Genomic DNA, 25,284 nt, shown 5'->3' with positions numbered 1-25,284 from the left:
GGGCTGGCAGGCTATGCCCAGCCGTCGTTGTCAATCAGTTGCTTGATCCGGTCGCGGTCGTATTCCGCGTCGATCCGGGCGGCTTCGGCATCGGCGATGGCATCGGGATCGCCCTCAACCTCAAAGGGCTCCGCCTTGCGCCATTCTGCCAGGTAAGCGTCGGTATCCTCGGCGCCAATCTTCATAGCCGCACGGTCAATCGCCTGTTCAAAGCGTTCGGGCAGGGGGCGTTTGGAGCCACGGCGGCCCTTGCCGACGATGACCTGTGCCGGAATATCGCGCCAATAAACGATTGTGACTGCGGGCATGGGACGATTCCTCCGGTCCGGTTTAAGCCTGTCTAACGAGCGTCGCGGTCAGGACAGGGCCGTTTTTCGACGAAACACGACCCATCCGCGACTTGGGGTGGTGATAGCGCATCGGGCGGGCCATCACGAGGGCTCTGCGCCCCCATTATTCTCAAGATGATTGTGAGCCGGGGCCAAAGAATACGCCGCGGAAAATGGCCCAAGCCGCCGCGACCTCTTGCACCGGCACTGCGCAGAGAATACCGTGGGGATAACTCGATATGAAAGGCGCGTAACCATGGCGCCACAGCGTCCCAAAGGTGCGGGTGCGCTCGATAAGGACATTCCGGCTCTGAGCCCCGCGCCAGTTCCGCCCAGATCTAATGAGCTATATGCGGCCCTAGATCTGGGTACAAATAGCTGCCGCATGTTGATCGCCCAGCCTCGGGGCAGCGGTTTCCATGTGGTGGACAGTTTCTCGAAATCGGTGCAATTGGGTGCCGGTTTGGAAAAAACCGGGCGGTTGTCGCGCGGATCGATGGCGCGCACCATTCAGGCATTGCGTATTTGCCAGCAGAAACTGCGGCGTAACAAGGTGCAGAACATGCGTCTTGTGGCGACAGAGGCTTGCCGCCGGGCGCATAACGGTGCGGAGTTCATGCGCCGTATCCAGCGCGAAACCGGTCTCAAGCTCGACATTATCCGGCCCGAGGAAGAAGCCCAGCTTGCTGTGATCTCCTGCGCGCCGCTGGTCAGTCGCAAGACGGAAAATCTGCTGGTTGTCGATATCGGTGGCGGTTCGACTGAATTGGTGTGGATCGACATTTCCAAAGTGCCACGGGCTGATCGCGCGCGGTCGATCATGCGCCTGCAGGGTGGGTTCAATCAGGCGAAATCTGATGTGCCCTCGGCGCGGGTGGTGGATTGGATCAGCGTGCCATTGGGCGTGGCGACCCTGCGCGATCAATTCTCAGACGTAGAGGATGACGCCGCGCGGTTTGCTCTGATGAGTTGGTTTTTCGAAGAGAACCTCACCGATTTCACGCCCTACCAGACGATCCAGTCGCAAAAACGGTTCCAGATCGTCGGCACCTCGGGCACCGTGACCACCGTCGCGGCGAGCCACCTGAACCTGAAACGCTATGACCGGACCAAGGTCGACGGGCTTAGCATGAGCAGCGCGCAGATCGACAAGGTGATCCACTCCTATATTGCCATGGGGCCGGGCGGACGACGCGCGGATCCCCGGATCGGGCAAGACCGGGCGGCGTTAATTATGTCGGGCGCTGCGATCTTACAGGCCTTGATGCGCTGCTGGCCGACCGACAGGCTGTCAGTTGCGGATCGCGGTCTGCGCGAAGGCCTGCTATATGCACAGATGAGCGCCGATGGCGTATTAGAAGAAGGGGTCTTTTGATGGCCAAGACACCGGACGGAAAGAACACATCAGGGCGCGGACAGCGTGAACTGAAGGTTAAGGTGAAATCCGCACGCGGGCGCAAGCTTAGCTCAACCCGCTGGTTGCAGCGGCAATTGAACGATCCTTACGTCAAACGCGCGCAGGCCGAAGGCTATCGCGGGCGTGCGGCCTATAAGATCATGGAATTGGATGATAAATATCGGTTCCTCGTACCAGGTGCGCGGATCGTCGATCTGGGCGCGGCACCGGGCGGTTGGTGTCAGGTGGCCGTCAAACGCTGCAACGTGCTGGGCGAGAGATCGGGCAAACAGGTGGGCACTATTCTAGGCGTCGACCTGCAAGAGATGGAGCCAATCGCAGGCTGCGACCTCCATCAGCTTGATTTTATGGAAGACGACGCAGACCTAAAGGTTAAGGAATGGCTTGGCGGGAAGGCCGATGTCGTAATGTCCGACATGGCCGCTTCGGCCTCGGGGCATAAGCAGACCGACCACTTGCGGATCATCGCGCTCTGCGAAGCGGCTGCCTATTTCGCCTTTGACGTGTTGGAAGATGGCGGCACTTTTGTCGCGAAGGTTCTGGCCGGGGGTGCGGAGGGTGAGTTGCAAAAACTGTTGAAGCGCCGCTTTACCAAGGTCGCGAATATCAAACCGCCAGCCAGCCGCGCGGATTCTTCGGAAAAGTTCGTTGTCGCGACAGGGTTTAAGGGCGAAGAGGTCTAAGCAAGCACTGTCGTTCACGCGACGTAAACCAATCTGCATCTAGGGTGCAGTCCTCCCGCGGTCCTTGGGCCGCCTATATTTTGAGGGCTCCTTGATGCTACGACATCTGCCAATTGTATCGCTTATCTTCGTTCTATGTTCTGGGCTCAGGGTCGCCGCGTCAGAGGTGCCATGGGCCCTGAACGACTATATTGATCGGGTTTTGCTGACGTGGGTGAATGACGCCCGCATTGTGGAAGCGATTGCAGAGCAGAACCTGCGCCACCTGCAGATGAATAGTCTAGCAGTCGCACCCGTTGCAGCGAGAGGGGCAGCGATGGCGAACTCCGCTCAACCTTCGCTGTCACAGGTATCGATCGCCAAACCAGTTGAGGCTTTTCTTAAGCAGCAGGTCGCCAGTTCGGCAGGTCAGATTGCAGGCGTAACGGTGCTGGATGCCTACGGGCTAACCGTGGTTAGCAGTGGAACGGCATCCGTCTATTTTAAAGGTGGTCAGCCAAAGATCAGCAATCAGTTTTCGCCGCCGTCTGGGGCGTTTTTGGTTGAACAAGTCGCCTTCGACAATAGCACAAAGGCCCATCAAAGCCGCGTGTTGATGCCTATCACCGAACCGTCGAACGGTGCGATCATCGGCGTGATTACAGTCGAGTTGGAAGCTGCCGCATTCTTCTGATCACCCTGTAGCAGTCTGAGCAGGCCGTCCCATAATTTCGGACGGCCTGCGTTGGGAGTATGATTTCGATGAAGAGAGCGTATCGCTTCCAGCCGTAGCCGCTGCGCCGTGGGTTTATCCAATGGCTGATTGGCGCTTTGGGCAAGCCGCGCGCTGGTCTGTGCCGCGCGTTCTGCATGACACAGGATCTCAAACAGTTTGCGATGGCGGCTTTCATCCTGAGAGGCGGTTTTATGAAGCAAATCTGTTTCCTTAGCGGCCATTTGCCGGATATGTTCAAGTAATTTAAGGGCTAAAGAGCAAATGGGGCGTTCTTTGGTGCCTTCGGAGGCAAGAGCAGGAAATTTGCCCTGATTGGGATAAAACCGTTTCCGAAGACTATCAAATTTAGCCAGATAATCCTTCAGCGATAAAGACCTTGGCCTTCGCGCGGGGAGCGGCAATTCTATGGATACCCCCGACGGAGAGAGAAAATGACCCCCCCCAGCTATTTCGCGCCCACCGGCGGCCATCCAGATCAAAAGACCTTGTTGTCGGACCGCGCCATTTTTACCGAGGCCTACGCCGTTTTGCCGCGCGGCACGATGCGCGATATCGTGACTTCTTTCCTACCCTTCTGGGAGAGTACGCGGCTATGGGTGATCGCCCGCCCCTTAAGCGGCTTTGCCGAGACATTCTCGCAATATATCATGGAAGTGCAGCCCGGTGGCGGCTCGGAAAGGCCTGAACTGGATAAAGAGGCGCAAGGTGTGCTGTTCGTGGTCGAGGGTGGTTTCACCCTAACCATCGAAGGGGAAAGCCATGCGATGCGCGAAGGCAGCTATGCCTATATTCCTGCCGGCGCGACGTGGGCGCTTAAAAACGACAGCGACACGGTCACGCGGTTTCACTGGATCCGCAAAGCCTATGAGGCGGTCGAAGGGCTGGAGCATCCCGATCCGTTGGTTCTGAATGAGCAGGACATCGCGCCAAATGTGATGCCTGACACCAATGGGGTTTGGGCGACCACGCGTTTTGTTGACCCACATGACCTGCGTCATGACATGCATGTGACCATCGTCACACTGCAACCCGGCGGGGTGATCCCGTTCTGTGAAACCCATGTAATGGAACATGGTCTTTATGTGTTGGAGGGTAAGGCGGTTTACCGGCTTAACCAAGATTGGGTCGAGGTTGAAGCGGGTGATTTCATGTGGCTGCGCGCCTTCTGCCCGCAGGCCTGCTATGCAGGCGGGCCGGGGCCGTTCCGGTATCTTCTGTATAAAGATGTGAACCGCCATATGAAGCTGCGCTGAGCCTGCCTTGGGAGGGCGGCCCTTGGTTCGGGGCTGGATGGCCGAGAGGACGTCGGAAGTATAAAAGGGCGCCCAATCGGCGCCCTTTCGGATGAATCAGCCTCGTTTTCCCAGTGACCCTTTGCCGTGGCCCGACAACCCGCCTGAAACCTCTTCAGTTGCGTCATCCGACAGTTGTTCTGGCAGCACAAGGTTCAGCACGATGGCAATCAGCGCCGCTGGCAGCAGCCCGCTTGTCATCAACACCCGCAGTGTATCGGGCAGATATTGCACCGCCTTGGGGTCCAGTTGCAGCCCAAGACCGATCGACAGGGAAATAGCGAAAATAACCATATTGCGTCGGTTCCAGTTCACGTCCGACAGCATCGAAACACCGGCAGCGACGACCATGCCGAACATCACGATCACCCCGCCGCCCAGTACCTCGATAGGGATGGTGCGGATCACTGCGCCGACCTTAGGGACCAAGCCGCAGAGGATCAGAAATAGCGCGCCGATGGTCACCACATGGCGGCTCATCACGCCGGTCATGGCGATCAGCCCGACATTCTGGCTGAACGAGGTATTGGGAAAGCCGCCGAAAACCCCGGCAATCGCGCTGCCCAGACCGTCGGCATAGGTGGCACCCGTGATCTCGGCATCCGTAGCCTCGCGCCCTGCGCCGCCTTTGGTGATGCCAGAAACATCTCCGACGGTTTCGACAGCCGAGACAAATGCCATGAGGCAGAAACCAACAACGGCGGCAAAGCTGAACTCGAACCCATATGCAAAGGGTATTGGCAGCGCCACCGTGGCGGCACGATCCCAACTGGTGACGATGCCCTCAAAGGTGATCATGCCCACCGCCAGCGCATAGATATAGCCGAGCGCGATACCGATCACGACGGCTGAAACCGACAGCATCCCACGGGTGAAGAACTTCAACCCCAGCGTGGCGACAATCACCACCAAAGCCGCCGACCAATTGAGCAGGCTGCCGTACTCGGGTTGATCAATGGCGGGGACGCCGCCAGCGGCATATTGGATGCCCACTTTGACCAGCGCGAGGCCGATCATCGTCACCACCAACCCGGTCACGAGCGGGGGCAAGGCAAAGCGGATGCGTCCGATGAAGGTGCCTAAGACCATATGAAAAAGCCCGCCAACCAGAACGCCGCCAAAGAGCGCTGGCAACGCCTCGACCCCTTTGCCCGCGACGAGCGGGATCATGATCGGCAGAAAGGCAAAACTCGTGCCCTGCACAATCGGCAAGCGCGCGCCTACGGGCCCGAAGCCGATGGTCTGAAACAGCGTGGCAATGCCTGCAAACAGCATCGACATCTGGATCAGATAGGTCATGTCGGGAAAACCCTGCGCCCCGGCATCCGAACCAAACCCGAACCCCGCAGCCCCCGCCACGATGATGGCTGGCGTTACGTTGGAGACGAACATTGCCAGCACGTGCTGAATGCCCAAGGGTATCGCCTTGGACAGCGCGGGGGTATAATTCGGGTCGCGCAGTTGCGCCGGCGTGCCCAGTGAAGCGTCAGTCATGTCATTCTCCCTTTTGACCGATCCCGTCTGCCGCTTCTGATGAGGGCATGACGGTTATTCCTTGGCTGCGACCACCTCCCACGGCTGATCGAACCAATGTTCTTCCAAATTGTCGCCTTCGCCGATCCGGTCGACCACTGCGAAAAGCCCCGGCGCGCTCAGCGGACAGCAGACCGCGTGCCAAGTGTTACGGCGATAGTTCACGCCCTGACCGGGGCCTGCGAGAAACGCCTGCAAGGGGCCGGGGCGGCCCGCGTTATCGGGGGCGACGACGACCAGATAGGGGTTTTGATGCATCGGCAAAAAGGCCTGCGCGCCAAGCGGATGCCGCTCTACCATATCAAGGGTAAAGGGCAGGGCGCGGGGTGTGGCGTCAAACACGCTGATGCCCGCGCGGCCTTGGCCGAAATCCAAATCAGCCAAATCATGATGCCGCCCACACATGCCCTGATTGATGATCTTATCGGGCGCGCCGCACACCTCCAGGACCTCGCCAAACGGGGCGAACGCCTTGGCTGTGAGGGGCTGGAGGACAAGTTGGCGGCTCATGGCAGCATGTCTTTCAGCCGCAGCTGTGCGATGCGTTCGACCTGTCGGCAGGCCTCTTTAAACTCGGTGTCGCGGTCATTATCGATGCGACGCTCAAAAGCGGCGAGGATACCTGTCTTATCATGGTCGCGGACGGCGATGATGAAGGGAAAGCCGTGTTTCTCGACATAGCTTTTGTTAAGCCGGGTAAAGGTCTCGCGCTCTTGATCCGTCAGCGCGTCCAATCCGGCTGCTGCCTGCTCGGACGTGCTTTCAGAGGTCAGGCGTTTGGCCTGTGCCAGCTTGCCTGCCAGATCGGGGTGCGCTTGCAAAACGCCGAGGCGTTGCGCGTCTGAGGCCGATCGGAAAATCCGGGCCAGCGCGTTGTGCAGCCCCACGGCACTGTCATGGCCCGCGCCCAGTTCCAGTGCATGGGCGCCCTCGGCGATCCAAGGCGAATGCTCAAAAATGCTACCGTATTTGGCAACGAAGGTTTCGCGCTCCATCTGGCTGGGGCGCTCGCGGCGCTGGTGCGGGTGCGTTGCGGCCCAATGGTCTGCGATTTGTTCACGGGTGGCGAACCAGACGCCTTCGTGGCTTTGAGCGTATTCGATGAATTGGCGCAGCGCCTCTACCCGACCGGGACGGCCAATCAAACGGCAATGCAGGCCAACCGACATCTTCTTCGCCGCACCCTCGGCCCCTTCGCGGTAAAGCGCGTCAAAGCTCGCTTTCAGATAGTCAAAGAACTGCGCACCAGAATTGAAGCCCTGCGGCGTGGCAAAGCGCATGTCGTTGGCATCGAGTGTGTAGGGTACGATCAACTGATCGTGGCCATCGAACTCAACCCAATAGGGCAGGTCATCGGCATAGGCGTCGGCGACATAGGCGAACTGCCCGGTTTCGGCGGCAAGCCGGATTGTATTCTCGGATGAGCGCCCGCAATAGAAACCGCGCGGGGCAGCGCCCGTTACCTCAGCATGCAGGCGGATCGCCTCGGCAATGGCGGCGCGTTCCTCATCCTCTGGCATGTCTTTGTGTTCGATCCACTTCAGCCCGTGGGTCGCCATTTCCCAGCCTGCGTCGATCATCGCGGCGGTCTGCACCGGCGAACGGGCCAACGCTGTGGCGACGCCGTAGACGGTGATCGGCAGGTCTTTTAATAGCCGATGCAAACGCCAGAACCCGGCGCGTGCACCGTATTCATAGATCGATTCCATATTGGCATGTCGCTGCCCCGGCCATTGCGCGGCGCCGACGATCTCTGACAAGAAGGCTTCGGATGCGGCATCGCCGTGCAGGATGTTATTTTCCCCGCCTTCTTCGTAGTTCAGCACCAATTGCACTGCGATTTTGGCGCCGCCGGGCCACTGCGCATCGGGGGGGGTGGGGCCGTAACCCTGCATGTCGCGGGGGTAGCGAGTCATGTTATTCTCCTTCTGTCGTTCTCTGTCTAAACCGGAAGGTCTTGCATTGCTTTCAATTAATTCCTGAAAGACTATCGTGAAAAGGACACTTTCGTTCGGCCACGCGCCGGGCGATCAAGGGTTAAGCACGGAGGGTATGATGGCAGGCTATCTAACAACACATGTTTTGGACACGGCACGTGGCTGCCCCGCGGCGGGACTGAAGATCGAGTTGTTCCGTTTGGAGGGCGAGGCCCGGACCCATCTGCGGAGCGTGACCACCAATGCGGACGGCCGCACCGATGAGCAGATTTTGCCCGCTGAGGAATTCAAGGTCGGCACCTATGAGCTGCTGTTTCACTGTGGCGACTACCTTGACGCGAATGGCACGCCCGCTGAGGAACCGCGTTTTCTGGATGTGGTGCCGCTGCGTTTTGGCATGTCGGATGCCGCGCATTACCATGTCCCGCTGCTGCTTTCGCCCTTTGGCTACTCGACCTACCGCGGCAGCTAAGCCTCTCCCGCCTTCAGCGCGTCTTCCATACGGGCGATCATGAATTCCATGAACAGCCGGGTTTTCGGATCTTGGTGGCGGCGGTGAGTATAGAGACAGGCCATCTGCACGGGCAGGGGCGGTGTGTCTTCGACCACCCGCACCAGTGCGCCACTGCGCAGGTGATCGGCGATTTCAAACAGTGGTTTCATCGCAATACCGGCACCTGCCAGTGCCCAATCGGTAAGCACATCGCCGTCGTCGCTTTCAAACCGGCCCCGCACGTCATATTTTACTGCGCCTTCCGGTCCTTTTAGTTGCCATTGAAACTCGGTCGCGCCGGGAAAGCGCAGGTTCAGGCAATTGTGCTGGCCCCGATCAATCTCGCCCCCCGTGCGTGGGTGGCCATGCACAGCAAGATACGCCGGGCTGGCGCAGAGCACGCGCTCGCAATCGGCGACCTTACGAATGCGCAACGTGGAATCTTCGGGTCGGCCAAGGAAAAATGCCACATCAAGTCCTTCGGCAGTGAGGTCGAGTTTCCTATCACTTAACCGCAGACGCACATCGACCAGAGGGTAGTCTGCCGCAAACTCAGGCACATGTGGCGCGATCAGCCGACGCCCCACGCCCAGCGGGGCCGCGACATGCAGCGTGCCGCGTGGGTTGTCGGTAACGTCATCGATCCCCGCCTCGGCCTCGGCCACGGAGGCAAGGATCTTGCAAGCGCCATCATAGAAAATCCGCCCCTGTTCCGTCGCCGATAGGCTGCGCGTGGTGCGCTGGAACAGCCGTACGCCCAAATGCCCCTCTAACTGGGTGATCCGCGCCGAGGCAACAGCAGGCGAAACGCGCTGATCGCGGGCTGCTGCCGACATGCTGCCAAGTTCATAGACGCGCACAAAGGTGCGAATGTTGTCGAAATAGGACATTTATCGGGAACTTTTGATAGAGTTTAGGGAATGACAAATCTAGCGGTAAAATCCGCGATTGAATAGTCTGGCCGGTGAATCATCCGGAGAGAACACCATGCACGACATCGCCATCATGTGGGATTGGATCGGTTTTGCCGTCCGCTGGGTGCATGTTATCACCGCCATGGCGTGGATTGGCGCGTCATTCTATTTTATCGCGCTTGATCTGGGTCTGCGCAAAGTGCCGCATCTGCCCGCTGGCGCTTTTGGCGAGGAATGGCAGGTTCATGGCGGCGGGTTCTACCACATTCAGAAGTATCTGGTGGCCCCGGAGAACATGCCCGAGCATCTGATCTGGCATAAATGGCAAAGCTATTCGACATGGCTGTCGGGGGCGGCGCTGTTGATGGTGGTCTATTGGGCCGGGGCAGAGCTTTACTTGATTGATCCCGCCAAGGCCGACCTTTCGATCTTCCAAGGCATCCTGATCTCGGCGGGCTCGCTGATGCTGGGATGGCTGATCTATGACTTTCTGTGCAAATCGCAGCTTGGAAACCGGCCCACGGCGTTGATGTTGCTGTTGTTTGTGCTGCTGGTGGCGATGGCTTGGGGGTATAACCAAGTGTTCACGGGCCGTGCCGCGCTGCTGCATCTGGGGGCCTTCACCGCTACGATCATGACGGCGAATGTGTTTTTCATCATCATGCCGAACCAGCGCATCGTGGTGAAAGACCTTCAAGAGGGCCGCACACCGGACGCTAAATACGGCAAGATCGCCAAACTGCGCTCAACCCACAACAACTACCTGACGCTGCCGGTGATCTTCTTGATGCTGAGCAATCATTACCCGCTGGCGTTTGCGACCGAATACAACTGGCTGATCGCGGCGCTGGTGTTTCTGATGGGTGTAACGATCCGGCATTATTTCAACACGATGCACGCCACGGGTAAGGGGCCGCATTGGACGTGGGGCGTGACCGCACTGCTGTTCGTGGCGATTATGTGGCTGTCGACCGCGCCGCTCATGCAGGACGATGTCGAAGCGGCCGAAGCGCGACCCCTGACCGAAACTGAACAGATGTTTGCCAACGCTCAAGGGTTTGAGGATTTGACAAATATCGTGCCGGGCCGCTGCGCTATGTGCCATGCGCGCGAACCGTTCTATGACGGTATTCACCGCGCACCCAAGGGATTGTTGCTGGAAACACCTGCTGACATCGCGCGCGCCGCGCGGCAGATCTATTTGCAGGCGGGGGTGACCAACGCTATGCCGCCTGCAAATGTGTCCTTCATGGAAGAAGAAGAGCGCCGCAAGATCATGCGCTGGTACCGCGATGGGGCGGCCAACCAGCCTTTTAGCCTCGCCGGGAAGTAACTGTTAGCTTACTCGAACTCCATCTGCTCAAAGACCCGGCCTGCGTTCTTGGTGGCTAATTCCTCGAAGGTGTCCAATCCGTTGTAGGGTGTTTGATCGACGTAATAGGCCTCGGCCAGCCCACCACCTGCATCTAAATGCGCGCCGATCTGTTCGCGCAGATAAACGAGGTAGTCATGAGTGTAGCGCCGTACCTGATCCATATTGGTCGGATGGCCATGGCCGGGGATCACATAGGTCGCCTCTAGCGGCTCAAAGGCGGTTTCCCATGTCTCGATCCAATCTGCCGTCATCGTGTCGGGAAAGATCGGCAACATGCGTTCGTGAAAGGCCATATCGCCCGAAATGACGAGGCGCTGCTTTGGCAACCAGATCACGATATCGCCGGGGCTATGGGCCGGGCCAAGGTGGTGTGCTTCGATCCGGAAATCGCCCATCTCGACGATATATTCGTCCGCGAATGTCTCCGTCGGGAGCTGAACCTCCGTGCCCTCGGCACGGTCACGGTTATAGCGCTGCATCCCTTCCAGAATGCTGCCGCCAAAGCTTTCGACCTCATGCGCCGCGTCCACATGGGCGACAATGGGCACGCCCTGCTCAGCCCAATAGCTGTTGCCCAGAACCGCATGGCCTTGACCGTTTTCGTTGAACACCAGCTTTACCGGCTGATCGGTCACGGCCTTGATCTCTTCATGCAGCGCCTCTGCCAGCCCATAGGCCGCGCCACCGTTAATGACGACGACGCCTTCGCCGGTGACGATAAAGCTCAGGTTGTTGTTATGGCCCGCGTTTTCGTAAGTCGGCGGGGCTGTCGCACCGATGGCGGAAAAGACACCGGGGATCACCTCGTACGGTTTGTCATAAAGCAGAGAGGCGGGATATTTATCGGCGATATCCTCGTTGGCTGTGGCATTGGTGGCGATCAGCAGGGCGGTGCTTAGCAAATAGCGCATCATTGATCCGCCTCCACAAAACGATACGTATCCCCATCGCGTGCGACCCGGCCCAAGCCGCCGTTCGGCAGGTGGAAACCCATCAGCAGGGTCTGTTCATGGGCAAGCTTGTCGAGCAGCCGCTGACGGGTCTGTGCCCCAAGTTCCGGGTCTTGATCTGATCCGCTGGCCCAACCGGGCCGGGCGAAGGCAAGGTGGTGGTTACCGATGGCATCGCCGCCGATCATCAGCGCATCACTGTCGCCGCCCACCTCAAAAGACATATGCCCCGGCGTATGGCCAAAACTTGCGTGGGCCATAATGCCGGGCAGAACTTCTGCGCCATCAACAAAATGGTTCATCCGATCTTCGATCTCGTCAAGCCGACGTGCCGCGCCCACGGCGAAGGCCGTGCGTGCCGCGCCAATCGTGTCAACGGTCTTTGGATCGCGCCAATACTCCCATTCGACCTGTCCCATGTGATAACGTGCCTCTTGGAATACCAGATCATCGAAGTCGTCCAGCACGCCCCAAAGGTGATCGGGGTGCCCATGGGTAAAAATGACATCCGTCACCTGATCGGGCGTAACGCCTAGAGCCCCAAGTCTGTCCAACAGCGTTCCGGCCGAGGGCATGAATGCGGGGCCCGAGCCCGCATCGAAAAGCACTAAACGTTCCTTATTGCGCAGAAGGGCCAAGTTGCAGGGCGGCTCCAACTGATCGTGGGGCAGGTTGAACGGCGCTAGGGCCTGCGCCAATTCTTCCTGCGGCAAGCCGTCGAAGAAAAAACTGCGCGGCAGGACCAGATTGCCATCGCTCACGCTTAAAAATGCGTAGTCGCCGGTCTGGGCCGAGGTTGTGGCAAAGGCGCGCAGCGGACCATGGGCAAAGGCTGCACCGGCCATCCCGGCAATCACCATTCGTCTATTGAGCTTCATTTTATCCCCCTCCCAGTAACCATTCCGATTCGTGAATATAATCATCTTCTGACCCTCAGGGCACAAGAGCGGAATGCGCCGCCCTACGTTAAGGCCGAAAAGCAAAGCAGATATGCATGATCGTGCCTTGCATCGCGGCCCGTGTTTCTGTCTACGGGGCGCTACCCGAAACCCAAGCCAATCCGGACGGACAATGACTGATAACATGATCCAAGGCGCCTCGATCGCCTTTGACAAGGTCGGCAAGGCCTATACCAAAGCGGGCGGGGCGACCGTCAATGCGCTTGAGGGGATTTCTCTTGATGTTGCGCCCGGTTCGATCACCGGGATCATCGGGCGGTCGGGCGCGGGCAAGTCTACCTTGCTGCGCATGGTCAATGGGTTAGAGCGGCCCACATCGGGCAAAGTGTTGGTCGGAGGCGAGGACGTGGGCACCGCCAAAGGCGGCAAACTTCGTGCGATCCGCCGTGACGTGGGCATGATTTTCCAGCACTTTAACCTGCTGTCTTCGCGCACTGTGGCAGGCAATATCGCGCTGCCGCTCGAAGTTGCGGGGGTACCATCGGCACAGATCAAGCCGCGCGTGGCGGACCTGATCGAACGGGTTGGCCTAAGCGCGCAGGCGGGCCGCTATCCGGCAGAGCTTTCGGGTGGGCAAAAGCAACGTATCGGCATCGCCCGCGCTTTGGCCACTGGGCCGAAAGTGCTGCTCTCGGACGAGGCGACTTCGGCGCTCGACCCTGAAACAACACAGACGGTTCTGTCGCTGCTGAAAGACATCAATCGCGATTTGGGGCTGACGGTTCTGCTGATCACCCATGAAATGGCCGTGGTGCGTGACATCGCCAGCCATGTGGCAGTGATCGAAGCTGGCCGCATCGTTGAACACGGGGCGACCTACGATATTTTCACCGCACCGCAACATGAGACGACGCGATCGTTCCTGTCGGGGGTGACCGGGGTCACGCTGCCCGCCTTTGTCAGAGACCGCTTGACGCAAACCGCACCCGCCTCAGGCGGCGAAGAGGTAATCCGTGTGACCTTTGCAGGTGCGCATGCGACGGATCCTATGCTGGCGCGATTGACCAAGGAAATGGGCATACCCGTCAATATCTTGGCTGGTGCTGTTGAAGAAATCGGCACACGCCCCTTTGGCAACCTTTTGGTGTCGATGCCAATGCCGCAGGCCGCCCAAGCGCGCGCATTCTTGGAACAACACGGGCTTCTGACGGAGGTGCTGGGCTATGTCGGCTAACCTTATTAACTTGTTGATCGAAGCGACCGGGCAGACGCTTTATATGGTTGCCATCTCAGCGATCCTTGGCACGGTGTTAGGCCTGCCGCTGGGGCTGTTTCTGGCGACATCGCAGCGCGGTGAACTGCTGTCGGCACCTTGGGTGAACAAAATCCTCGGATTGGTGGTGAACGCCACGCGTTCGGTGCCGTTTATTATCCTTGTTGTGGCGATCATCCCTTTCACCCGCATGGTCGCGGGCACCTCGATCGGGACCACTGCTGCCATTGTACCCTTGACTATTGCAACGGTGCCCTTCATCGCGCGGCTGGTTGAAAACGCCATTCGCGAAGTCGATTCCGGCCTGATTGAAGCCGCCCGCGCGATGGGCGCGACACCGGTGCAGATTATCCGCAAAGTGCTGCTCCCCGAGGCACTGCCCGGCATCACACTGGGTCTGACGCTCGCCATCGTCAGCTTGATCGGATATTCTGCGATGGTCGGTGCTGTTGGCGGTGAAGGCCTTGGTGATCTGGGTATTCGCTATGGTTATCAGCGGTTTATGCCCGACGTCATGGCCATCGTTGTTATCATTCTCATCGTCTTGGTGCAGCTTGTGCAGTCCATCGGCGAGCGTGTCGCGACCGCCGTGGATAAACGCGCCACTAAAAGCGGTGGGCAATAATTCTTACCTTAAACATCTGATCTCTCAATCTAAGGAGACTACTATGCTTCGTCTTACCACGCTTACTTCCGTTCTGGCGCTCATGGCCACGGGCCTTGCTGCCGAAGAGATTAAGGTCGGCGTTTCCCCCGGTGAACACGCCGAGATCATGGAAGAGGTTGCCCGCATCGCTGAGCCGATGGGGCTGGACATCGACGTGATTGAATTCTCTGACTACGTCGTGCCGAACCAAGCGCTCGCCGACGGCGACATTCAGGCCAACTCCTTCCAGCACGTGCCCTATCTTGAGGCGCAGATGAAAGACCGCGGGTTTGAGCTCAGCGTTGTGGGCAATACCATCACTACCCCGATGGGTGTCTATTCCGACAAGATCACCGATATCGCCGATCTGGAAGAGGGGGCCACATTCGGCATCCCAAATGACCCAACTAACGGCGGTCGCGCACTTTTGGTTCTGCAAGAACTGGGCATGATCAAAGTTGATGAGGCCGCTGGTCTGGTGCCAACTGTACTCGACATCACCGAGAATCCGAAAGAACTGTCTTTCAAAGAACTCGACGCCGCCCAACTGCCGCGTTCGTTGGCCGACCTGTCGGCTGCTTTGATCAACACCAACTATGCGATTGCCTCTGGTCTGAACCCGAAGGAAGATTCGATCGCAATGGAAAGCGCCGAGAATCCTTACGTAAACGTGATTGCCGTGCGCAAAGGCGACGAGGAAGCCGCATGGGTTGAAACTCTGCTTAAGGTCTATCATTCCGATGAAATCAAAACTTTCATCGATGAGAGCTATCAGGGCACTGTTATTACCTCTTGGTAAAGTCTCGCTTAGCGCGCTGATTGCAGAACGACTTGACCCGCTGCGCGTGGGTCAAGTCCAAGGAACCATCGCGGGGCTAGTCTCAAAGTCTTCGACCTATACGGCCGCGTCTGACGGTCTTTGAAGTTGGTATCCCGAAATTGGTCTAATCGAGACGACCCAGTATCGCCGCATTCTGCTGTAAGCCAGCTAGCGTCAGGACGGGAATCGGCGCTGCAGATCCGCGACCTGATCGGCAGTGAGGGGCCGCGTCTCCATTGCTTGTAGGGCGAGAAACAGCTTCGCGGTCTCCTCCAACTCCTCGGTGGCATAAACAGCATCCGACAACGATCTAGCTGAAACGACCGGCCCGTGGTTCGCTAGCAGAACCGCATGGTGGTCCGAGGCCATTTCACCGACTGCCTTGGCTAATTCGAGATCCCCCGGCGCGAAGTAGGGCACGAGGGGCAGCTTGCCGACCCGCATGACGTAATAGGCCGTCAGGGGCGGTAAAACGTCCTTGTGATTAATGCATTTCAGGCAGCTTACGGCGACGGAATGGGTGGAGTGCAGATGCACGATAGCCGACGCGCCGGACCGTTTGGCATACATGGCCATATGCAAAAACGCTTCTTTGGTGGGGGCATCGCCTGAGATATGGCGGCCTTCGGGGTCAAGCAGAGACAGGCGCGCCGGGTCGAGGTCTCCCATGGAGGAACCGGTTGGGGTCATCAACCAGCCGTCGTCGACGCGCACGCTGATATTACCAGATGAGCCGAAACTCAGCCCCCGATTATAAAGCGACGCGGCGCGCCGCACGATGTCTTCCCGGATTTTCGCGTCACTCATGGGAGCACCTTCAGGGCATCTTCGAAAAAGCTGGGCTGCCCGAAGTTCCCAGATTTCAGCGCCAGTGTTAAGGGGCGGGGGCCCAAGGCTTGGGTCCATGGTACGCCGGGTGCAATCTCGGGGCCGATCTCTAGCATTTTAATGTCCAGGGCTGAGACGACCGCGCCAGAGGTTTCCCCTCCGGCGACCACCAGCCGGTGAAAGCCTGCATCGGCAAGGCGCAGGGCGAGGGCGCTTAGCGTGTCTTCCATCATCTGCCCAGAGGCGGCAACGCCGTAACGTTTGTGGATAGCGTCCACCTCTACTGGATCGGCCGAGCCGTAAATAATCACCGGGCTGTCAGCAGGCTGGGCCTTGGCCCAATCCGTCAATTCGATGACCACATCATCTCCCGCCGCGACTTTATCGATTTCGACTTTGGCATGGGGCCATTTTGCTTTGGCTTGCGCAAGCTGTGCGCGGGTCGCGGTTGAGCAACTGCCTGCCAGAATCAAGGTGCGCCCTTCGGTTGCAGCGAAGGTGGTTTGCCGCCCCGAGGTGATTTTGCCCCGCGCCCGAAAATTGTCCGGCAGGCCCAGTGCGATGCCTGAGCCACCGGTGATCAAGCTGTGATCCTCCGCTGCTTTGCCAATGGTCCGAAGGTCGCTTTCATCCAGCGCGTCGATGACTGCGTAAGAGATGCCTTCGGTGATCAGCGCGGCTATTTTTGCACGGATCGCTTCGATGCCTTGCTGAACGATCGGCGCGGAGATCAGCCCGACTTGCCCAGAGGACTGCGCATCCATCAGACGCATCAGGTTGGAATCGCGCATTGGTGTTAGCGGGTGATCCTTCATCGGGCTTTCCGCTAGGGGCAACTCTTCGACAAAGAGGACGCCATTGTAGACCGTGCGGCCATTCTTTGGAAAAGCGGGGCAGATCAGCGCGAGTTCGCAACCCATCGCTTCGCGTAGCGCATCGGCGACAGGGCCGATGTTCCCTTGGGCTGTCGAATCGAAGGTAGAGCAATATTTGAACAAGATTTGCTCGGCGCCTTCGGACTGGAGCCAATTTAACGCGGCCAAGGAGTCTGCGATTGCTTCCTCCACCGGTGCTGTCCGTGATTTCAACGCCACGACAACCGCGTCGGCATCGCCATAGGTCTCTTCAGGGCCGGGCACCCCGATGATCTGGACCACCCGCATACCTTCACTGACCAACGTGTTGGCAAGGTCGGTGGCACCGGTGAAATCATCGGCAATGGCACCAAGAACGATGGGCATTTCAATATCCTTTCAAATCAGTAGCGCGGCGCGCAAGCCGCGATAAGCAGACCTGGGCAAGCGCGGCCGATCGTGACAATCGCAGGGTAATTCGCTTGTGGCCCGCACATCCGCAGTGTGGGCCGCGTCGGATTACCCTTTGAGGCCGCCCACGACTTCCCGTGTTGTTGCGAGGGTGCCCATGTCGCCGCCGAACTCCATCGGGCGCAGCGCATTGGCGGCAAACCCTTTTTCGACTGACGCGTCAATCAGGGCTGCCGCGTCAGTGTAGCGGCTGTCTCCAGAGCGTTCGCCAAGGTAGTCCAGCATCAAAGCGCCGCTGAGGATCGCGGCAAGGGGGTTGGCCTTGTCCTGACCCATGATGTCGGGGGCGCTGCCGTGGGCTGGCTGGAAAAGACCGTTGTCATCGCCAATCTCGGCGCAGGCCGCCATGCCCATGCCGCCGACCAAACCACCGCCCAAGTCAGACAGAATGTCGCCGAACATATTCTCCATTACCATGACATCGAAATCCCAAGGACGCCGCACCAGATCAAGCGCTTGGGCGTCGACGTAGTTATAATTGGCCTCGATGTCGGGGTAGTTCGGTTTGATCTCGTCAAAGATCTTGCGGAAGAAAGCCATCGACGTGAAGACATTGGCCTTATCGACACAAGTCACGTGACCGGGCTTGCCGCGCTCTTTGCGTTTCTGGGCCAGTTTAAACGCGAAGTTGTGAAGCTTTTCTGTTGTTGCGCGGGTGATGCGCAGGGTGTCGCGCACCTCTGTATCGCCGATCACTTCGCTGCGTTTATGGGCAGCGGCGGAATAGAACAGGCCTTCGGTGGACTCGCGCAGGATCACCATATCGATCTGCGCCGCACGAGGATCGGCCAGCCGTTGGGGCGCGTTGGGGTAGGCCTTGATGGGACGAATGCCAGCGTAAAGGCCAAAGCGGTCGCGCAGGCGCAGGTGAGGTGAGATTTCTGTGCCATCATCATGGCGGATCGAGGGCAGGCCGATCGCGCCTAGGAAGATGGCATCTGCCTCGCCTGCGCGTTCTTCGCCACCGGGCTCGATGTCATGGCCGGTTTCAGCATAGTAGCCCGCGCCAGCGTTGATCTCGTCATAGGAAAGGGCAGGGGCGCCGCTAATTTCACAGGCAGCATTGACGACTTCGATGGTCGCATCTGCGACATCAATACCGATCCCATCCCCACGGATAAGGGCGATTTTCAAACCAGAAGCCATGTCGTTTTCCTTGGGCTTAAAATTTCACTTTGGTCGAAGGCGGCCCACACGAACGTGCGTGCACCTCTGACGAACGTCACAGCTGAGGGACAAACCGTGCACTTTCGTTGTGCCGCTCTGGTTCGACAAAACACGCTGTAATGCTCCCACTCAGTCTGCAATTCGCACGGCATCACTTCGCCACGTATTTATATGCGTATGCGTTGATGCATTGATAGTCAATGGATTTCGGGTTATCTTCTAGTGGCGCTGAACGAGAGGGAGCGGTTGGAATGAATTCGAGCAAGGTCAAGTCGGCAGAGGCCGAGAAACCGGTCTCGCAGGCTGCTCGTGTTGCGGCCATTCTTCAGGGGATGATCACGAACAACGAACTGCCGCCCGGCTCCAACTACCTAGAAGCCGAACTTGGGGAGATGCTGAGCGTTTCGCGCACCCCGATCCGCGAAGCTGCGGTAATTCTCGCCTCCCGTGGCTTGGTCGAAATCCGGCCTCGGCATGGTATCCGCGTTCTGCCTTTGACCATCGCTGACATGGTAGAAATCTATGACATCCTGATTGAGCTTGAGCCGTTGGCCGCCTTTAAGGCCGCTGAGATGGCTTATCCAGAAAAGGAGCTGCGTGGGTTGGATGAGAGTTTAACTCAAATGGAAAGCGCTCTGCTGCAAGAAGACCGCAAAGAATGGGCGGCGGCGGATGATCGGTTCCATCAGGGGCTGGTGTCCCTGTCGGGGAGTCGGCGTCTGGAGGAGGTGATTGCGATGTACAGCACGCAGGTGCATCGCGTGCGGTTGCTGACTCTCTACATGCGCCCGCTGCCCCACGCCTCGAACGAAAACCACCGCGCGCTTTATGATGCGATCCGCAACGCGGAGCCAGAGCGCGCCCGCGACCTGCACCATGAGCATCGGGTGAAGGCGAAAGCGTTGTTGATCTCATTGCTAGAACAGAACAACCTGTCGCGGTTTTAAGCAAAGCGATACGCCGAGAGGGCGTATCGCCTGAGATGTGGCAAGCCTAGACCTTCAATTTGCGGCCTTCGTCGGCAGAGCGATAGATTGCATGCTCAATCTCGATCACACGCAGATAATCGCGGGCCTTATTTTCTAGTGCGGTGCCATTCAGCAGCGCCGATACAACATGTTCTTGCAGGGCTTTTGTGCAATCCCCACCGAAGCCTTCATGCTGGTCGGGGGGCGAAATTTCTTCAGCCTTTAGCGCGCCGAAGGGGCGGACCCAGATCGACCCGTCACCATAGAGCGTAAGCGTTCCTTCGGTCCCTTCAATCAGCGCCTCGCCCATGGTGCGGCGGGTGTTATCGGCAGCGTGATCCAGACTGCGGTTGGCGTCAAAGAGGGCTCTTACACCACCGGGATGGTCAAAAGTAACGTAACCCGCATCCTCGCCTGCAATCACCGGGTTCACACGGCGCAGATCAGCGTAGACATGGCTTGGTTCGCCAAAGAGATACCGGAAAGTATCGACCCAATGAACGCCTGTCTCATGGATCAAGAAGCGCTCCATCTGTTGGAAATACGGCTGGCGGGCAAGATAGGCGTCTGGGCCCTGGCCATCACCCGGGCGTAACCGAAAGCTGGCCTGTAGCGTGGTGCCGATCCGGCCTGCCTGAAGAGCAGCCTTGATCTTGCGGTACCACGGCTGGAAGCGGAAGTTCTCATGCACGACAAGTGGCACCCCCGCATCTTCGGCCAGTTGGGTGATCTCGCGGGCTTCTTGCAATGATGTGCAGAAGGGCTTTTGACAAATGATCGCTTGCGGGCTTCGGGCGAGCGCCTTGCGAATGGCTTCTGCGTGCCCCGCGGGGGGGAGGATGATGTCGACGATATCGGGGTTTGTTGCCAAAAGGGCGTCGATATTGTCAAAGGCTGGGAGGCCAAAGGCTTCTGCTTTTGCGGGCGAACGATCCGCGACCCCAACAAGGGTCACGCCCTGCATGCGTTGCCATCCGCTGATGTGGAACTGGCTGAAATAGCCAGCCCCCAGACAAGCGATCCGTAAAGTCATGTCATTCTTCCCTTTTCTTTCTCAGCGCGGCCTTTGGGGGGTGCTTAACCCATTGCGTCGGTCACGCCCAATCTTGTTAGCACCGCAGATTTCAGGTGCGTCTCGCGACCAAGTCCGGGCTGGGCAAAAGTGTAGAAACGCCCCTTTAGTCTGACGTGTGAGTTGACAACACATTTGTTAATGCATACGCAGATAAATGCAATAGGCACCGTATCCATTGGGAGGATGAGATGAAAACCAAATTTGCACTGGTCGCGCTTGCCGCGACGCTAAGCACCGGGCTGACCGCGTCTGCGCAGGCACAAGAATACCCATTCCGCGATATTACCGACGTTGTCGTGTGGGGCGCTGGTGGTGGCACCGACAGCATCAACCGGATGATCATGGCCGAGATGGAGAAACATCTGCCGGTTTCGATCAACGTGACCAACCAGACAGGTGGCGTGGCTGGATCCAACGGTATGGTCTTTGTCCAGAACCAACCCGACGACGGCTATACACTGGCGGGCATCTCTGAATCCAATGTGACAGCCGCCGTTCAGGGCGGCTGGGATCAGAAGTTTGATTTTTGGTATCCTTTCATCATCGGTGGCTCGCCCGATCTGATCTCGGTCCCCGCAGACAGTCCTTATAGCACGCTGCAAGAGCTTATGGATGCCGCGATGGCAGAGCCGGGTTCTATTCCCGCCGCCGCTTCGGGCGCAGGGTCGATCCACCATTTGAACCTGCTGGCCATCGAAAAAGGCGCGGAAGTGTCGTTCAAGTTTATTCCCTATGAGGGCTCCGCCGCGGGCCAAGAAGCCGCGATGGCGGGTGAAGTGGAACTGGTCGTGACTTCCCTGGCCGAGCAGGCGCCCTTGATCGAAGGTGGCAAGCTGCGTCCGCTGGCAATGCTGACACCCGAAGAAGGCAAGTTGGGCGAGACCACAATCCCATCCGCATTTGACATGTATGACGGGCTAGAAGCCTATCTTCCGCTCAAGCAATCTATCGGGTTTGGCGTTGCGAACTCTGCATCCGATGACGTGAAGACCACGCTGACCGACGCATTCGATAAGGCGATGGCGTCAGATACAGTGGCTGAGTGGGCAGCGGCGAACTACTACGATATCGGTGGCCAGTCCGGCGATGAAGCACAGGCAATTTTCTCTAAGCTGGAAAGCACCTTTGCCTATACGCTGAAAGAACTCGGTTCGACCACTGTCGACCCGGAAAGCCTTGGCATTGAAAAGCCTTAACAATCACTGAAAACAAGATGGATCGGGGCGCGCATCTGCGCCCCGCTTTGCCGATTGAGGGGGAGCAAAATGGGTATCGAAAAACTGCAGGCAGAACTGGACAAAGATCTAGAGATGCTGCGTGCCCGCGATTTCTGGGGCGCTCTCGCGCTGATCTGGTGCGCGGTTTTCTTTCTCTGGCGCACAAGTTTCATTCCCTTTCTGGGAGAGAACCGCGCCGGGGTGAGCGGGGCAGAGTGGTATAACTCCGCTGCCATCGTTCCTTTTGGCATCTGGTTTGCAATGCTCCTACTGGGATTGGTGTTGCTGCGCATCGCGATCAAGGCAGGGGGCGCAAAACGGGCATTTTCCGCCGTGGGTCTTGGCTGGGACCGCCAAGAGGCTATCCGCATCGGTTCAATCGCGGTCATCATGGGCATGTTCATTTTTGCTCTCGTTCCGCGTGTGGATTTCATCCTTGCCAGTGGTCTTGTGATTACTGCGCTGATTTACGGATTTCACGCGGGTCGGGTCGAACGGATGCTGCAGTCGACAGTTGCCGTGATTTTGCCCGGGATTTACGCACTCTTCATGCACTTTCCGCAGGCAGAGTGGAACAAACCTCATGATGACGATTGGCTGGTGATGGCCGCATGGGTTCTGCTGACCCTCTGGATGTTTGCACATGATCGCAGCCGTATTGCGCGGGCGACACCTTGGGTTGCAGTGCTGACCCCGCTGATACTTGTGACCGCCATGGCCTTTGGATTTCGGCAAAACGTGCCAAACCGGGGCGGGCTGCTGTTTTCAAAAATTGAGTATCACTACTACGTCACTCTTCGTCCGCTTTGGAGAAACTGATGGAATTTTTCCTATCACAGTTGCAAGGTTTCGGTGGGGCTTTTGCTGCCCTCGTCACGGATCCGATCACCTATCCCTATATCATCATTTCGGTTTTTCTGGGCATTGTCTTTGGCGCGTTGCCGGGGCTGACGGCGACCTTGGCGGTCACGATCCTTACCGGCTTTTTTGGTAATAAAATTCCGCTTGATTATGCGCTGATCGCCCTGTTGGGCGCCTATGTGGGCGCAATCTACGGCGGGTCTTACCCTTCGATATTGCTGAACATTCCCGGCACGGCAGCCAGCGCGGCCACGGCGATGGACGGCCACCCACTCGCGAAACAGGGACGGGGGGCCGAGGCCTTGGGGCTGACCACCACGGGCAGCTTCATCGGCACACTCATCGGGACGGCTGCCCTGTTGGTCTTTGTCTGGGCGCTTTTGTTGATTTCGCAATCCATCGCCAGCCCTGAAAAGGCGCTGTTGGCGCTCTTTGGGATCTTGCTGTCCGGTACACTGATGTCCGAAGACCTTGTGGTTAAAGGCTGGATCGCAGGGCTTGCGGGACTGGCGATGGCGATGGTCGGGCTTGATCCGTTGCTGAGCGAGCCGCGCTATACCTTTGGTTGGTCTTATCTGTTGTCGGGATTTCAGGTCGTGCCGGTGCTGATGGGGGCCTTTGCGATCCCGCAGATTATTGATGGGCTGCGTCAAATTGATGCGGGCAAAGTCATCGCGCTCAAGGGACGTATCCTGCCCAACCTCGCAGCGATCCGGCGGCATATGCCCACCATTGCCCGCTCTGGCGTGATCGGCACGGGAGTGGGTGCGCTGCCGGGCGTGGGCGAGGACGTAGCCGGTTGGGTCAGCTACGGTGTTGGCAAATCAGCCAGCCACGATGGCAAGAACTTCGGCAAGGGATCAATCGAAGGGCTACTGTCGTCTGAGACGGCAAATAATGCCTGCATCGGCGGTGCGCTGATCCCGTTGCTGGTCTTGGGTATTCCCGGTTCTCCTCCCGCGGCTGCGTTGATGGGGGCGTTTAAGATCAACAACATCATCCCCGGGCCGACGATTGATCCCTCAATCATTCTGCGGGTCTGCGCGATCATGGTGCTGGCGTCGCTGACCATGTTCATCATGGGCCTGTTCACTGCGCGGGTTTTCATTCAGATCCTGCGCCTGCCGCAGACTGTTTTTCTGCCCGTCGTGCTGATCTTGACCACCATTGGCAGTTTTAGCGTGGGAGGCGGGATCAATGATCTCTACCTCATGCTGGGCGTGGGTGCGCTGGCTTACTTTATGAACCTGATGCGATATCCGATCGCACCGCTGGTCATTGGCGTTATTCTGGGCGGACTATTCGATGAAACCTTCCGCCGCTCCTTGCTGCTGAGCGATGGCGACCTGTCAGGCTTTTTCACGCGTCCAACCGCGGCGGTTCTGCTGGCGCTGAACGTGGCGCTGATTGCCGGGCAGTTGCCGGTGGTTCGCCGGACATTCGCAAAATTGAGGAATAGATAATGTTTGCCATCTGCGTGACCTTTCGTATCGCAACAGGACAGATGGAGGATTTCATGCCTCTGATGCTCGATAACGCCGATACCTCTAAAAAGCGTGAACCGGGCTGCCACCGCTTCGACGTGCTTACCGACGCGGATAAGCCTGATGAGGTGTTTCTCTATGAACTTTACACGGACAGCGCGGCCTTTGACGCACACTGTGACAGCGCCCATTTCAAAGCATTTAGCGCGGCCACGGCTGATATGGTGGTAAGCAAAGACGTAACGAGCTGGAGCACTGTAGCATCATGAGTGAATGGGAGGTTCATGCGGTCAAATACGCAGATCGCAACGCGCGGGTGAGAGGCGACAGCTTTGTTTTTGATGACCGGCACGACGTGGCCCACCCGATGGATTATTTCATCTGGGTTTTACGCCAAGGAGAGCGGGTGATCCTCGTTGATACGGGCTATGATGCGGCTGAAGCTGACGCGCGCGGCCGCCCGATCCAGCTTGATCCGCGCAGTGCCTTGGCGCCCTTGGGCATCACACCCGAAGCAGTCGAGACCGTGATCGTGACGCACCTTCATTACGACCACTCAGGCGGCCTGCATCTTTTCCCCAATGCGCAATTGCATATCCAAGCGGCTGAGATGGCCTATGCCACGGGGCCTTGCATGTGCCATGATACACTGCGGATGCCCTTTTCTTCGGGACATATCTGTGAGGCGGTCAAACGTCTCTACTCCGGCAAGGTCATCTTCCATGATGGCGATGCCGAGGTCGCAGAGGGGGTCACGGTCCACCGTATCGGGGGGCATAGCCGGGGACTGCAAGCGGTGCGGGTGCTCACATCGGCGGGCTGGCTCGTGCTGGCCTCAGACGCTGCGCATTTTTATGAGAACTTCCAAAGCCGCAAACCCTTTCCAATCGTGGTCGATATGCAGGACATGCTGGAGGGTTTTACAACGATCGAGCGGCTCGCCAGCCGACCGGAATTGATTGTGCCCGGACATGATCCCTTGGTCATGTCATCCTTCCCTAGTGACAAGGCGGATCACATCGTGCGGTTGGACCGTGGTCCAAAGCTGTCCTCCGCTTGATCTAGTCCCCCGAGGCTCCCTTC

26 protein-coding genes are annotated in these 25,284 nt (G+C 58.2%); 15 read left to right on the top strand and 11 right to left on the bottom strand.

Translation table 11 applies throughout. From position 1 onward, the window contains the following. Positions 1-11: 11 nt before the first annotated feature. The gene (locus BM229_RS03530) at positions 12-308 is read right to left on the bottom strand and encodes a virulence factor (RefSeq protein ID WP_093926290.1); all 297 of its coding nucleotides are present in this window, start codon (positions 306-308) and stop codon (positions 12-14) included. A 277-nt stretch (positions 309-585) separates the two neighbouring features. On the opposite strand from BM229_RS03530, the gene BM229_RS03525 reads away from it, so the two are divergent. The 4 genes from BM229_RS03525 (at position 586) to BM229_RS03510 (ending at position 4,397) form a co-directional block, all read left to right on the top strand. Then, positions 586-1,704: a Ppx/GppA phosphatase family protein gene (locus BM229_RS03525; protein WP_093926289.1), complete on the top strand. Its 1,119-nt coding sequence runs from the start codon at positions 586-588 to the stop codon at positions 1,702-1,704. Then, entirely contained in the window at positions 1,704-2,429 is a 726-nt protein-coding gene (locus tag BM229_RS03520; RefSeq protein WP_093926288.1) for an RlmE family RNA methyltransferase, read from the top strand. Before BM229_RS03525 ends, BM229_RS03520 begins: the two co-directional genes overlap by 1 nt. Positions 2,430-2,523: 94 nt before the next feature. Further along, a complete protein-coding gene (locus BM229_RS18040; RefSeq protein WP_139226258.1) occupies positions 2,524-3,102 on the top strand; it encodes a hypothetical protein in 579 nt (192 codons plus the stop codon). A 473-nt stretch (positions 3,103-3,575) separates the two neighbouring features. Further along, a complete protein-coding gene (locus tag BM229_RS03510) occupies positions 3,576-4,397 on the top strand; it encodes a bifunctional allantoicase/(S)-ureidoglycine aminohydrolase (protein ID WP_093926286.1) in 822 nt (273 codons plus the stop codon). A 96-nt stretch (positions 4,398-4,493) separates the two neighbouring features. On the opposite strand, the gene BM229_RS03505 is transcribed toward BM229_RS03510, so the two are convergent. Genes BM229_RS03505 through puuE form a run of 3 tightly spaced genes read right to left on the bottom strand, consistent with a single transcriptional unit; the run spans position 4,494 to position 7,885 of the window. Next, a complete protein-coding gene (locus tag BM229_RS03505) occupies positions 4,494-5,930 on the bottom strand; it encodes a nucleobase:cation symporter-2 family protein (RefSeq protein ID WP_093926285.1) in 1,437 nt (478 codons plus the stop codon). Between the two features lie 54 nt (positions 5,931-5,984). Then, positions 5,985-6,479 carry an ureidoglycolate lyase gene (locus BM229_RS03500; RefSeq protein ID WP_093926284.1) on the bottom strand — a complete coding sequence of 165 codons (495 nt, stop codon included), beginning with the start codon at positions 6,477-6,479 and terminating at the stop codon, positions 5,985-5,987. Beyond that, entirely contained in the window at positions 6,476-7,885 is a 1,410-nt protein-coding gene (gene puuE / locus BM229_RS03495; RefSeq protein ID WP_093926283.1) for an allantoinase PuuE, read from the bottom strand. The genes BM229_RS03500 and puuE overlap by 4 nt, the downstream gene beginning before the upstream one ends. A gap of 139 nt (positions 7,886-8,024) precedes the next feature. Here puuE and uraH point away from each other — a divergent pair, with 139 nt between their 5' ends. Then, entirely contained in the window at positions 8,025-8,378 is a 354-nt protein-coding gene (gene uraH, locus BM229_RS03490) for a hydroxyisourate hydrolase (RefSeq protein ID WP_093926282.1), read from the top strand. On the opposite strand, the gene BM229_RS03485 is transcribed toward uraH, so the two are convergent. Beyond that, complete coding sequence (locus BM229_RS03485; RefSeq protein WP_093926281.1) at positions 8,375-9,289, bottom strand: LysR family transcriptional regulator; 915 nt, start codon at positions 9,287-9,289, stop codon at positions 8,375-8,377. The genes uraH and BM229_RS03485 overlap by 4 nt on opposite strands. Positions 9,290-9,386: 97 nt before the next feature. On the opposite strand from BM229_RS03485, the gene BM229_RS03480 reads away from it, so the two are divergent. Beyond that, a complete protein-coding gene (locus BM229_RS03480) occupies positions 9,387-10,646 on the top strand; it encodes a urate hydroxylase PuuD (protein ID WP_093926280.1) in 1,260 nt (419 codons plus the stop codon). 8 nt (positions 10,647-10,654) lie between these two features. Here BM229_RS03480 and BM229_RS03475 read toward each other — a convergent pair whose 3' ends face one another. Together BM229_RS03475 and BM229_RS03470 are read right to left on the bottom strand one after the other, a co-directional pair. Further along, complete coding sequence (locus BM229_RS03475) at positions 10,655-11,602, bottom strand: MBL fold metallo-hydrolase (RefSeq protein WP_208604015.1); 948 nt, start codon at positions 11,600-11,602, stop codon at positions 10,655-10,657. Beyond that, positions 11,599-12,516 carry an MBL fold metallo-hydrolase gene (locus BM229_RS03470; protein WP_167360182.1) on the bottom strand — a complete coding sequence of 306 codons (918 nt, stop codon included), beginning with the start codon at positions 12,514-12,516 and terminating at the stop codon, positions 11,599-11,601. Before BM229_RS03470 ends, BM229_RS03475 begins: the two co-directional genes overlap by 4 nt. A 193-nt stretch (positions 12,517-12,709) precedes the next feature. Here BM229_RS03470 and BM229_RS03465 point away from each other — a divergent pair, with 193 nt between their 5' ends. The 3 genes from BM229_RS03465 to BM229_RS03455 are packed head-to-tail and all read left to right on the top strand — an operon-like array spanning position 12,710 to position 15,255. Continuing rightward, complete coding sequence (locus tag BM229_RS03465; protein ID WP_093926278.1) at positions 12,710-13,771, top strand: methionine ABC transporter ATP-binding protein; 1,062 nt, start codon at positions 12,710-12,712, stop codon at positions 13,769-13,771. Then, entirely contained in the window at positions 13,761-14,435 is a 675-nt protein-coding gene (locus BM229_RS03460) for a methionine ABC transporter permease (RefSeq protein ID WP_093926277.1), read from the top strand. The genes BM229_RS03465 and BM229_RS03460 overlap by 11 nt, the downstream gene beginning before the upstream one ends. Before the next feature lie 43 nt (positions 14,436-14,478). Then, the gene (locus tag BM229_RS03455) at positions 14,479-15,255 is read left to right on the top strand and encodes a MetQ/NlpA family ABC transporter substrate-binding protein (protein ID WP_093926276.1); all 777 of its coding nucleotides are present in this window, start codon (positions 14,479-14,481) and stop codon (positions 15,253-15,255) included. A 195-nt stretch (positions 15,256-15,450) separates the two neighbouring features. On the opposite strand, the gene otnC is transcribed toward BM229_RS03455, so the two are convergent. The 3 genes from otnC to BM229_RS03440 all read right to left on the bottom strand — a co-directional run bounded on the left by otnC (position 15,451) and on the right by BM229_RS03440 (position 18,575). Then, positions 15,451-16,083 carry a 3-oxo-tetronate 4-phosphate decarboxylase gene (gene otnC, locus BM229_RS03450; RefSeq protein WP_093926275.1) on the bottom strand — a complete coding sequence of 211 codons (633 nt, stop codon included), beginning with the start codon at positions 16,081-16,083 and terminating at the stop codon, positions 15,451-15,453. Then, positions 16,080-17,345 (bottom strand): 3-oxo-tetronate kinase, encoded by a 1,266-nt coding sequence (otnK, locus tag BM229_RS03445; protein WP_093926274.1) that lies wholly within the window; start codon positions 17,343-17,345, stop codon positions 16,080-16,082. The genes otnC and otnK overlap by 4 nt, the downstream gene beginning before the upstream one ends. 132 nt (positions 17,346-17,477) lie before the next feature. Further along, positions 17,478-18,575 (bottom strand): isocitrate/isopropylmalate dehydrogenase family protein, encoded by a 1,098-nt coding sequence (locus tag BM229_RS03440; RefSeq protein WP_093926273.1) that lies wholly within the window; start codon positions 18,573-18,575, stop codon positions 17,478-17,480. A gap of 272 nt (positions 18,576-18,847) precedes the next feature. Between BM229_RS03440 and BM229_RS03435 the strand changes: the two genes are divergently transcribed. Beyond that, entirely contained in the window at positions 18,848-19,543 is a 696-nt protein-coding gene (locus BM229_RS03435; protein ID WP_093926272.1) for a GntR family transcriptional regulator, read from the top strand. Positions 19,544-19,589: 46 nt separating this feature from the next. Here the strand turns inward: BM229_RS03435 and BM229_RS03430 are convergent, their stop codons facing one another. After that, positions 19,590-20,597 (bottom strand): Gfo/Idh/MocA family protein, encoded by a 1,008-nt coding sequence (locus tag BM229_RS03430; protein WP_093926271.1) that lies wholly within the window; start codon positions 20,595-20,597, stop codon positions 19,590-19,592. A 230-nt stretch (positions 20,598-20,827) separates the two neighbouring features. On the opposite strand from BM229_RS03430, the gene BM229_RS03425 reads away from it, so the two are divergent. From BM229_RS03425 to BM229_RS03405, 5 genes are all read left to right on the top strand, one after another. Continuing rightward, positions 20,828-21,835, top strand: coding sequence for a Bug family tripartite tricarboxylate transporter substrate binding protein (locus BM229_RS03425; protein WP_093926270.1), 1,008 nt, complete (start codon positions 20,828-20,830; stop codon positions 21,833-21,835). 69 nt (positions 21,836-21,904) lie between these two features. Further along, complete coding sequence (locus BM229_RS03420; protein ID WP_244152102.1) at positions 21,905-22,675, top strand: hypothetical protein; 771 nt, start codon at positions 21,905-21,907, stop codon at positions 22,673-22,675. Beyond that, complete coding sequence (locus tag BM229_RS03415; RefSeq protein WP_093926269.1) at positions 22,675-24,180, top strand: tripartite tricarboxylate transporter permease; 1,506 nt, start codon at positions 22,675-22,677, stop codon at positions 24,178-24,180. Before BM229_RS03420 ends, BM229_RS03415 begins: the two co-directional genes overlap by 1 nt. Next, entirely contained in the window at positions 24,180-24,470 is a 291-nt protein-coding gene (locus BM229_RS03410; RefSeq protein WP_093926268.1) for a putative quinol monooxygenase, read from the top strand. Before BM229_RS03415 ends, BM229_RS03410 begins: the two co-directional genes overlap by 1 nt. Further along, a complete protein-coding gene (locus BM229_RS03405; RefSeq protein WP_093926267.1) occupies positions 24,467-25,261 on the top strand; it encodes an N-acyl homoserine lactonase family protein in 795 nt (264 codons plus the stop codon). The genes BM229_RS03410 and BM229_RS03405 overlap by 4 nt, the downstream gene beginning before the upstream one ends. Positions 25,262-25,284 lie beyond the last annotated feature (23 nt).

Origin of the sequence: Sulfitobacter dubius (assembly GCF_900113435.1) — a bacterium.
Taxonomy (GTDB): domain Bacteria; phylum Pseudomonadota; class Alphaproteobacteria; order Rhodobacterales; family Rhodobacteraceae; genus Sulfitobacter; species Sulfitobacter dubius.
This window is presented reverse-complemented; position numbering and strand designations above follow the sequence as displayed.